The 8,318-nt window shown below is 66.9% G+C and carries 5 protein-coding genes and 2 pseudogenes; 3 read left to right on the top strand and 4 right to left on the bottom strand.

Features of this window, described 5'->3' with window-relative positions; genetic code table 11:
* The first annotated feature begins 722 nt into the window (after positions 1-722).
* From ACIBEF_RS31760 to ACIBEF_RS31750, 3 genes and pseudogenes are all read left to right on the top strand, one after another.
* Positions 723-989 carry a hypothetical protein gene (locus ACIBEF_RS31760; RefSeq protein WP_396797103.1) on the top strand — a complete coding sequence of 89 codons (267 nt, stop codon included), beginning with the start codon at positions 723-725 and terminating at the stop codon, positions 987-989.
* Positions 990-1,068: 79 nt separating this feature from the next.
* Positions 1,069-1,392 (top strand): annotated as a pseudogene (locus ACIBEF_RS31755) (recombinase family protein); the annotation flags it as partial.
* Entirely contained in the window at positions 1,317-2,117 is an 801-nt protein-coding gene (locus ACIBEF_RS31750; protein WP_396797101.1) for a recombinase family protein, read from the top strand. The pseudogene ACIBEF_RS31755 and the gene ACIBEF_RS31750, both read left to right, overlap by 76 nt.
* A gap of 91 nt (positions 2,118-2,208) precedes the next feature.
* On the opposite strand, the pseudogene ACIBEF_RS31745 reads toward ACIBEF_RS31750, so the two are convergent.
* The 4 genes and pseudogenes from ACIBEF_RS31745 to ACIBEF_RS31730 all read right to left on the bottom strand — a co-directional run.
* Positions 2,209-5,460: pseudogene (locus ACIBEF_RS31745) on the bottom strand (NACHT and WD repeat domain-containing protein); the annotation flags it as partial.
* Between the two features lie 285 nt (positions 5,461-5,745).
* A complete protein-coding gene (locus ACIBEF_RS31740; protein ID WP_355030186.1) occupies positions 5,746-6,747 on the bottom strand; it encodes a hypothetical protein in 1,002 nt (333 codons plus the stop codon).
* A gap of 163 nt (positions 6,748-6,910) precedes the next feature.
* Positions 6,911-7,981, bottom strand: a complete 1,071-nt coding sequence (locus ACIBEF_RS31735) for a tyrosine-type recombinase/integrase (RefSeq protein WP_396797099.1) — start codon at positions 7,979-7,981, stop codon at positions 6,911-6,913.
* Entirely contained in the window at positions 7,971-8,198 is a 228-nt protein-coding gene (locus ACIBEF_RS31730; RefSeq protein ID WP_396797098.1) for a hypothetical protein, read from the bottom strand. Before ACIBEF_RS31730 ends, ACIBEF_RS31735 begins: the two co-directional genes overlap by 11 nt.
* Positions 8,199-8,318: the final 120 nt, after the last annotated feature.

The following is an 8,318-nucleotide window of genomic DNA, read 5'->3' as shown; positions in this document are numbered from 1 at the left end:
CCGCATCCGCAGCGAACCACAACGACGCTGGGACCAACCCGCCACCCGAGCAGCCTGACCCCAACACCCTCAACGTTCGTGGTCACGGCACTAGCAGCAGGCTCGCTCGGGACCGCAAATCAGGTCACTCAGCCGGGCGGTCCATGGCGGTCCGAACCCAGAACCAGCCGTGCTGCTCCCAATCTGCTCCCAATGTAAGTGGCACATACGGCGAAGCCCGTTACCGGCTACTCCGGCAACGGGCTTCTGACCTGCACAAACTGAGAGTGGGCGACGCTGGTATCGAACCAGCGACCTCTTCGGTGTGAAGAGAGTGCTCTTCCCAGCAAGTTGGTCCATCCGGACGCCCAGCAAGCCGCGCCGTCAGGCGCTTGCCCCCATCTCAACGGCCGCCAACCACCCTGACAACCGGACACACGTAACGCCCTAACTGCTCAACGAGCGGCCGGTGCCTGACGGCACCGGCCGCTTCTTCATGCCCGCCGGAGCAACCGGCACCGACCAACCCGAAGGACGTCTCCCATGACAACCCACTCATCTGCCACGACACGAGTGACCAGCGTTACGAGCTACAGCGCCACGATCCCGCCCAACCACACGGCCGATGCTGGCATCGCCCTTCAAGCCGCCGCCTCTCACCGCGAAATGACGGAGGCCAAGGAGCGAACGGCACACGCCCACCGCCGCGCGTCCCGGCCGGGGCGACCGCCGGACGGAGGCGCATGACACTGCCGCCCGACCACCAATCTGAACATCACAAAGAGCCGGATTCGCCCGCACCGGCCGACGAGCGACTTGACCAGCCTAACGAAGACAACGGTTCATGGACGGTCGGGACCATCAACGGCAGCGCACCGCACAGCGTTACCAGCGTGGTGGTACCCAGGCAGCCACCCGAGCTGCACCCCGGCGCCGCTGCCGCCCTCCTGAAGCTACTCAGACACGTGAACGACCACCGCACCGACAACTCGAACCAGGAGAACCGATGACCGCCCCTCAACCGAAACCCTTCGCGTTCTACGGCCGCGTGTCGACCGAGGACAACCAAGACCCGGAGTCCTCCCGCAGCTGGCAACTCAGCCGGCGACAACCCTCATCCAGCCGCGCGACGGCCAGATCACCGCCGAGTACTTCGACATCGGCCAGAGCCGTTCGCTGCCGTGGCAGCGCCGCCCGCACGCCAGCCGACTTCTCGCCGCGCTCCGCGACCCCAAACACGGATTCTCCGCCGTCGTCGTCGGAGAACCCCACCGCGCGTTCTACGGCAACCAGTTCGGTCTCACCGTGCCGCTGTTCGTCCACTACGGCGTCGAACTGTGGGTACCGGAGATCGGCGGTCCGATCGACACGGACAACGAAGCCCACGAACTGGTCATGTCCGTCTTCGGCGGCATGAGCAAAGGCGAACGCAACCGCATCAAGCTGCGCGTCCGTACCGCCATGGCCGCTCAGACCCTGCTCGAAGGCCGCTACCTCGGCGGGCGTCCCCCATACGGCTACACCCTGCAGGACCTCGGCCCCCACCCAACCCGGCGAAGGCAGCCGACGGCAAACACCTACGCGGCCTCACCCCCGACCCGCGGACCGCCCCGATCGTCCGCCAGATCTTCCACAAGTTCCTCACCGGCAGCGGCCTCTACGCCATCGCCGAAGCACTCACCAGTAACCACGTGCCCTGCCCCTCCGCACACGACCGGGCCCGTAACCCCCACCGCAGCGGCATCGCCTGGTCCAAGAGCGCCGTCCGCGTCATCCTCACCAACCCCCGGTACACCGGCCGGCAGGTCTGGAACAAGCAACGCACCGACGAGGTCCTTCTCGACGTCGACGACGTCGCGCTCGGTCACACCGGTGTCATGCGCTGGAACCCGCGGGACAAGTGGGTCATCTCCAAAGAGATCACCCACCTACCGACCATCGATGAGGCCACCTTCGAACAGGCGCAGACACTGCTCGCACGACACCGGTTGGGCCTGGACATCCCGCAAAGACAACGCCGCGCCCGCAACCCGTACGTCTTCCGCGGCCTGATCTACTGCGCCGCCTGCAACCGGCGCATGCAGGGCCAGTACAACCACGGCGCCGCCTACTACCGCTGCCGCTTCCCCCAGGAATGAGGGCGTCTTGCCACGACAGGCTTCGCACTACCCCACGAGGTATGTCAAGTACGCCGAGAGGCCGTCCCTCTTGAGCGCGCCAGATGTAGAGCATGTAGTCATCGCTGATGGTCGCGAGACGGTGCCCGTCGGTTGCCCAGGTAAGGGTTTCGACGTTGCCCGTATGGCCGAGACAGCGTGAGCCGACTTGCTTCTGCGCTACGTTCCAGATTTCGACGTGGTTGCCGACGGCGGCGGCGAGTCTGGTGGAGTCATCCGACCAGGCCAGGGCTGCTACCTCGTCGGGCCCTTCGGTTCGCCATTGGTGGACGAGGGTGTAGTCGTCTCCTCGCCACAAGCTCACGTTGTGCTTGCCGGCGACTGCAGCTATGAGACTTGAATCCGGGGACCAGGCAATCGTTCCTGTGCTGTCTTCGCCTCCGTCGAGAACTGCTAGGCGCTGCGCTTTCGCCACGTCCCAGACCGAGAGAGCGGGTGGTGTTCTGCCGAAGAAGCAATGAGTATGGACAGCCAGCCGTGAGCCGTCGCCGGACCAGGCGAGTCCATAAACCCATGGAAGTGACGTCGATGTCGCTACGTGTCTCGGAGTTTGTCGCGGTTGCGCGCCCCACTGCATCCGCGAGACACCGGACCGCGCGTCCCACACGGTGACCTGCTCTTGCATCGCGGTGGCAACCAGGTCACCTAGTGGTGAAAACGCGATCGACAGGCAATCGTCGTCCCCGAGCCGCAGCGGCGGCGTCACCTCGTCCACTTCGATGATTTCTGGCGTCGTTCCGAGCCGCTTTACAGTGACGCGCCTGAGGTCCGGCGACCAAGAAATCTCTCGTAGGCTTCCGGTGGGCAGGCGGCGGAAGCTTCGGCCGATGACGTCCCACATCTCGACATTGTGAAATGAGGTTCCCAAGCCGATTCGTTTACCATCGGAGGACCAGGCAATCGTGCTGATCTGGTGAGGGCGCGCCCGCCGCTCAACGGTCCTGCCGCTTCCGACGTCGAACAGAGCCACACGATCATGGTCTCGCGTTCGACGCAAGGCGTAGGCGATGACATCCTCGACAGGTGACCATGCCATGGTTTCGGTCATGCCCGGCGGTGCGCTTTCGGCGGCCTGGCCCGTGTCGGTGTTGTAAATCCACAGCGTGCGGCGCGTCGATGCGACGATCTCAGTGCGGCGCATTGTGAATGCCGGAGCGGCTGAGACGGCGAGTCGGATTCCGTCGGGTGCCCAGCACAAAACCGGGTCTGACCACGCTACCTGCTGTCGCAGGACTTCCGACGCCTGCTCGCCGATGCTGACCACGAGCAGCAGGTCGTCTGAGGCGATGGCCAGCCGGTCACCCTGCGGGGACCATGCTGTGGCGCGAACGTGTGCGGCCGGGATGCTGGTGACCAACTGTGGGACGTCGTCGTCCAAACGGCAGACGTCAACGGTCCGGTAGTCGAACTGGCCCGCGAAACAGACATCGTCGCGCCACGAGAATGAGTCGAGCGATGCTGCAAAACTCCCCCTTCGGCTGCCCAGGGTGTAGCCATCCGCGACGCGCCAGAGCGTGGCACCTCGATCGTGCTGGGTGAGGGCGAGGGTGCCGCTGGCACTCAGCAGTGTGTGCCCGTACCCATCCCCGTCAGCGGCAAAGGTGACCTCGGCAAGGCGACCGGCGTCGTCCCAGGTGCAGACGCGCCCCGTCTTGTCGGCGGTGCGCAGGGCCTCCCTGTCGGGCAGCCAGACTGCGGAGGTGATGCCGGTGGTGTGCCCGATGGTGAGGTGCCGTGTTCGTGACGTGGCGGTTAGGGCCCAGCGCGTCGTCGTCGCTGCCGGGGTGGGTGGTAACTCGTGTAGCGCGGTGTGGGCCAGTGCCACGGCCAGTTCGGGGTCCTGCCTGCGCACCTGTTGTGCCAACTCGGCAATCCGCTCGGACTGTCGGACACGGTCCTGGTGATCGAACTCTTGGGAGGCGTCGAGCAGGCGTCGGGCTGCGCTGGAGAGGGGTGCCTCGGCTGCGAGCGCGAGGGCATCGGCGAGCGTTCGGCCGCGCAAGAGGTCGTCTGTGTGTGGGTCCGCTTGCCATGCTGCCGCGCGGTGCTCAAGCCTGGTGATGCGGTGCAGTCGCTCCTCGTTGGCGCTGATCAGAGAGGCGAGTCGTCGCCACTGGCGGAACAGGGCGTCGTGGGTCAATTCGAGGCAGGTGCCGTCCTCGACGTCGATGATCAGACGGGCTGCCCTGAACTCCTCAAGGATGCTCGCTGCGGTGGTATCGAGGTCAGATCGTTCGATCGTCTTTCGTACGGTTTCCTTACCTTCCATAGCGATGCCGCGCAGCAGAGCAGAGTCGACGGCGCGCTGGGGGTACCGCTCGGTGAGGGATTCGTAGATCTGCTCGGCGTGAGCTGCGATGGCACCACCCACCTCCCCCGCCTGTTCGTATTGGGCCACCGTGATGTGTTGGCGGTCGGACTGTAGGTGCAGACGTTGCAGCAGGTGGCTGAGCAGGGGAAGCGCGTCACCGACCGTGGCATCGGCGGTCATGCGGTCGATGAGGTCGTCCTCGAACGTGAGTCCGGCAGCCCGGGCGGGCCCCGCGATGGCCTGTCGGATGCGGGCCGGATCCAGCAGACCGATGGCTACCGGTCGGGTGATGAAGCCGGCCTGCTGATCGGTGAGCCGGCGGCGGAATTCGGGCCGGATCGCCACCAGCAGGCGCAGGTCCGGCAGCACCGTCAGCGTTCGGGTCAGCAGGCTCCACCACTGGGCCCGGTCATGCTCGCCGGTCATCGTGTACAGGTCTTCGGCCTGGTCGACAACGAGCAGTACAGGGCCGCGGGCGGCGGCGAGGAAGCTTGGCACAACCCCGAGTGGGGCTTCCGGAGAGGCTGCTTCTTCCCGCAGCAGTCGCGCCGTCTCCAGTACAGCCTTTGGGCCATCCTCTAGAGCCGCGGCGAGGCTCATGAACGGATCGGTGGCCGGACGTAGCGGACCCACTACGGTCCAACGCCGTGGTAGTCGAGCGAGGACACCCGCGCGGATCAGCGAGGATTTACCCACTCCCGACGGGCCGACGACCGTAACTATCCGGGTCGCCGGCGCCGGCCCCGAGCGCTCCAGTCGGTTCAGTACGTCCCTTGCCTCGCGGTCGCGCCCAAAGAAGACGCCCGCGCGCTCCGCCGTGAACGGGGCGAGGCCGGGGTATGGGCTTTCCGTGCCGCGCCACGTGACCGCTGTGCGGCGATGGACGAAGTAGCGCCAGCTGAGCCACAGGACGACGCAGAGTGGGAGCCAGAGGTAGGCGTAGTCAAGGACAGACCGCCACGGCCCACGCCAGCTGTCCGTGCGCGCCGTCACGACGTTGATAGCCAGACCGACGGCGATCGTGCCCAGCAGGGCACCGGACTCGCGACGGTACTCCCTTAGTGCCCGCCCCACATGGTCATCGCACTACGAGAAGGCACTGCTCGCCAGCGCGTGGCGGATAGCCGACAGAGACACCAACCATGGACGGGACTGGACTCACACCCCCTGACGTGGCTAAGCCCGGATCTCGATCAGCGGCACCGCGAAACCGATGGATTGCACTGCGGCGTGCTGCTCTCCCTGTGGCTGACCGAGACACCCACCGTCGCAGCCTCCTCATGTCGTGATGAGGTGCCATGGCTTGCCGAAGGCGACGCGACGGAAGGCGTCGATCTCGCGCAGGTGGGCGTCGTGCACGTAAGGGACGAGAGCGGCCTCGCTGGCGTGCAGGCAGGCCCGGTAGCCGATCTCGCGCAGCGGGTGTCCGTCGGGCGGTGCCGGGCTCTCGGGATCCCAGCCAACGATGGCGCAGATGCTCTGCGCGGTGCGCCGGGCGTGGGGACGGGCGATGGCCCAGGCCGGCTCGGGATACATACCGCGCAGGCTCCACAGGTCGCTGCGGTCAGGGATGGTGGGAATCTGCTCGTGGTCGGTGGTGCTACCGGCCAGCTTGTCGAGCCGGTTGCGCAGGCTCTCACGGCGCCCGGCGATCGCGATGTTGTCCGTCAGGGCCGACTCGGTGAGCCACGAGACCGCGTCATTGTGCTCGGACGGGCCGAGCCCGGCGCCGGCGACGGCCTGCGCCGCGGCGGCGTCGAAGTCCTGCCAGAACTCGTGCGAGCCGACGCCACACGGCCACCAGTCGAGGTAACTGTCCTGGTCGGTGATCGGCTGCCGCCCACTGATGAGCGCAGCTACTTCAGGGAAGCCGGTCGAGGTGTACCAGTCGGCCAGCTCGACGCGCCCGAGCCAGTCAGTCAGTCGCCACCACGCGTCCCGCTTCGGGCGGGCGCACGCCGCCGCGAGGGCCAGCTGCAGCACCACGGGACGCAAGTCGTCGGCGACCGTGTCGTACAGGTCCACACCCCAAGCCTCGAGGACCGGCGAGTGGTGCAGGTCGCCGGAGTGCACGCCGACGGGCAGGCTCAGCGCCTCGGCGTAGGCGGCCACGAACGGATGGGCATCACCGGGTGTCTCGTCGTCGTCGAGCACGACCAGGCGGCCGGTGAGGGTGCGATGGATCGGCACGTTGAGCTTGCCGTTCTTGGCCCAGTTGTAGGCGGTACGGCGCGGCACGCCGTTCTGGTCGGCCCATTGGGACAGCGGGATCGGAGTCATGAACTGACGATGGCACAGATGGCACAGTGCCATCCAGGAGAGCTGTGCCATTTGTGCCATCCGCAGCAATGGGCATATCCGACAGTCGAGGCTGCAGGAGGGCTCGCCGCGTGCGGTGACCCCGGAGCCGCCACCCGGAGCACCGCACGCGGCTCCCCGCCCCTTACTCGGTCGTAGGTGAAACGGCGCAGTTCGCCTGCGACCACCGGTCGGCGCGATCCGTCACAAGGGCTAGCGGATGGGGCTGGCCGGTCATGGCCGACAGCGCGTTGGCCACGTCGTGAAGGTCAGCCTTGATATAGGTGGTGGTGGAGGATCCGGGGCTGTCGGTGTGCCCGGCGTAGGCGCGGGCGATGCCGTAGCCGAAATGCCGTTCCACCCAGGTAAGCGTGGTGTGGCGTAGCCAGTGTGTGGATAAGCCGTGCATGGCGACCCACGGCAGGCGCTCGCCGAGGCGTTTCCACAGGTGGTCGTAGCGGCGGCTCGTGATCGGCTGACCGGCACGATTGCGCAGGAGTGCATCGGTGAGCAGGACCGCGCCGCGGGCGCGGGCGTGCTCGTGTAGATGTTCGGCGAGGTCGAGGGTGATCGGTTGCCACCGTACGGTGGCACCTTTCTCGGTCAGGCGGACGAGTCCGTTGATGGTGTCCAGGTCGACCAGCCGCAGGGCCAGGGCACCGCCGCGGCGGCAGGCGGTTTCGGTGTGCAGGCGCAGGACCAGTGCGTCGAGGATCACGTCGTTGCCGCTGGTACGGGCCTCGGCGTTGATCTCTTCCAGCTCGTTCGTGGTCAACGCTCGGCGGGTGCTGGGCAGACGTCGGGGTTTCGCGACCCGGTGGGCAGGGCTGGCCGAGGCGTCGATCAGACCATCGGCGATCGCCCGGGTATAGAAGGCGCGGGCGGCGGCCACGACATGCTCACCGGCATGCCGGCCGCTGCGGCTGTTACGCCGCGACACCGCGCTGGCAATCATCACCTGCTTCAAAGCCTCATTGTCGCTGGCAGCGACGCTGTCTAACGGTCGGTCGGGCCAGGCGGAGGCCATCCGGTCCCAGTAGGTGCCGTACGTGCGACGTGCACCGGGCCCGGCAGCGGCGACCACGCGCGGCAGATACTCCGCGACCGTGGGCAGGGCGAGCCGGGCGCCCGGGTGGGCTTGGAGGTCGGCCACGGTGACGCCCAGGTGGGCCAGAACCTGGTGTGCGGCGGCGACAGCAGACGGGTCAGCGGTCACTGTCGCCTCCTGACAGCTGGTGGTGCAGGTCGCTCAGGAGCCGGGCGACGGTGCCGACGGGATGCACGACGAGCAGGTCATGCGTGATGAAGGCGGCCAGGAGCACAGGTTGACCGGGCTCGACCCGGCACATCTGCCGGGCACTCGCCGGCAAGGGCAGCTCGCCTCGGCTGCCCACCTGATGCCGGCCGTCATCAGCTGGGGTGACGATGATCATTGCCTGGTGGGACTGAATGTCGAGGGGGTCTGCTGCACCGATAGGTGACAGTTTCAGTCACGCGGCCTGACTGGCCGGTGGGGTCATGATGGTCTCGTACTCGATAGGGGTCAACCGGGA

Origin of the sequence: Micromonospora sp. NPDC050795, assembly GCF_044456785.1 — a bacterium.
Taxonomy (GTDB): Bacteria; Actinomycetota; Actinomycetes; order Mycobacteriales; family Micromonosporaceae; genus Micromonospora.
Note: the sequence above shows the minus strand (reverse complement) of the source record. Positions and strands in the feature narration are given on the sequence as shown.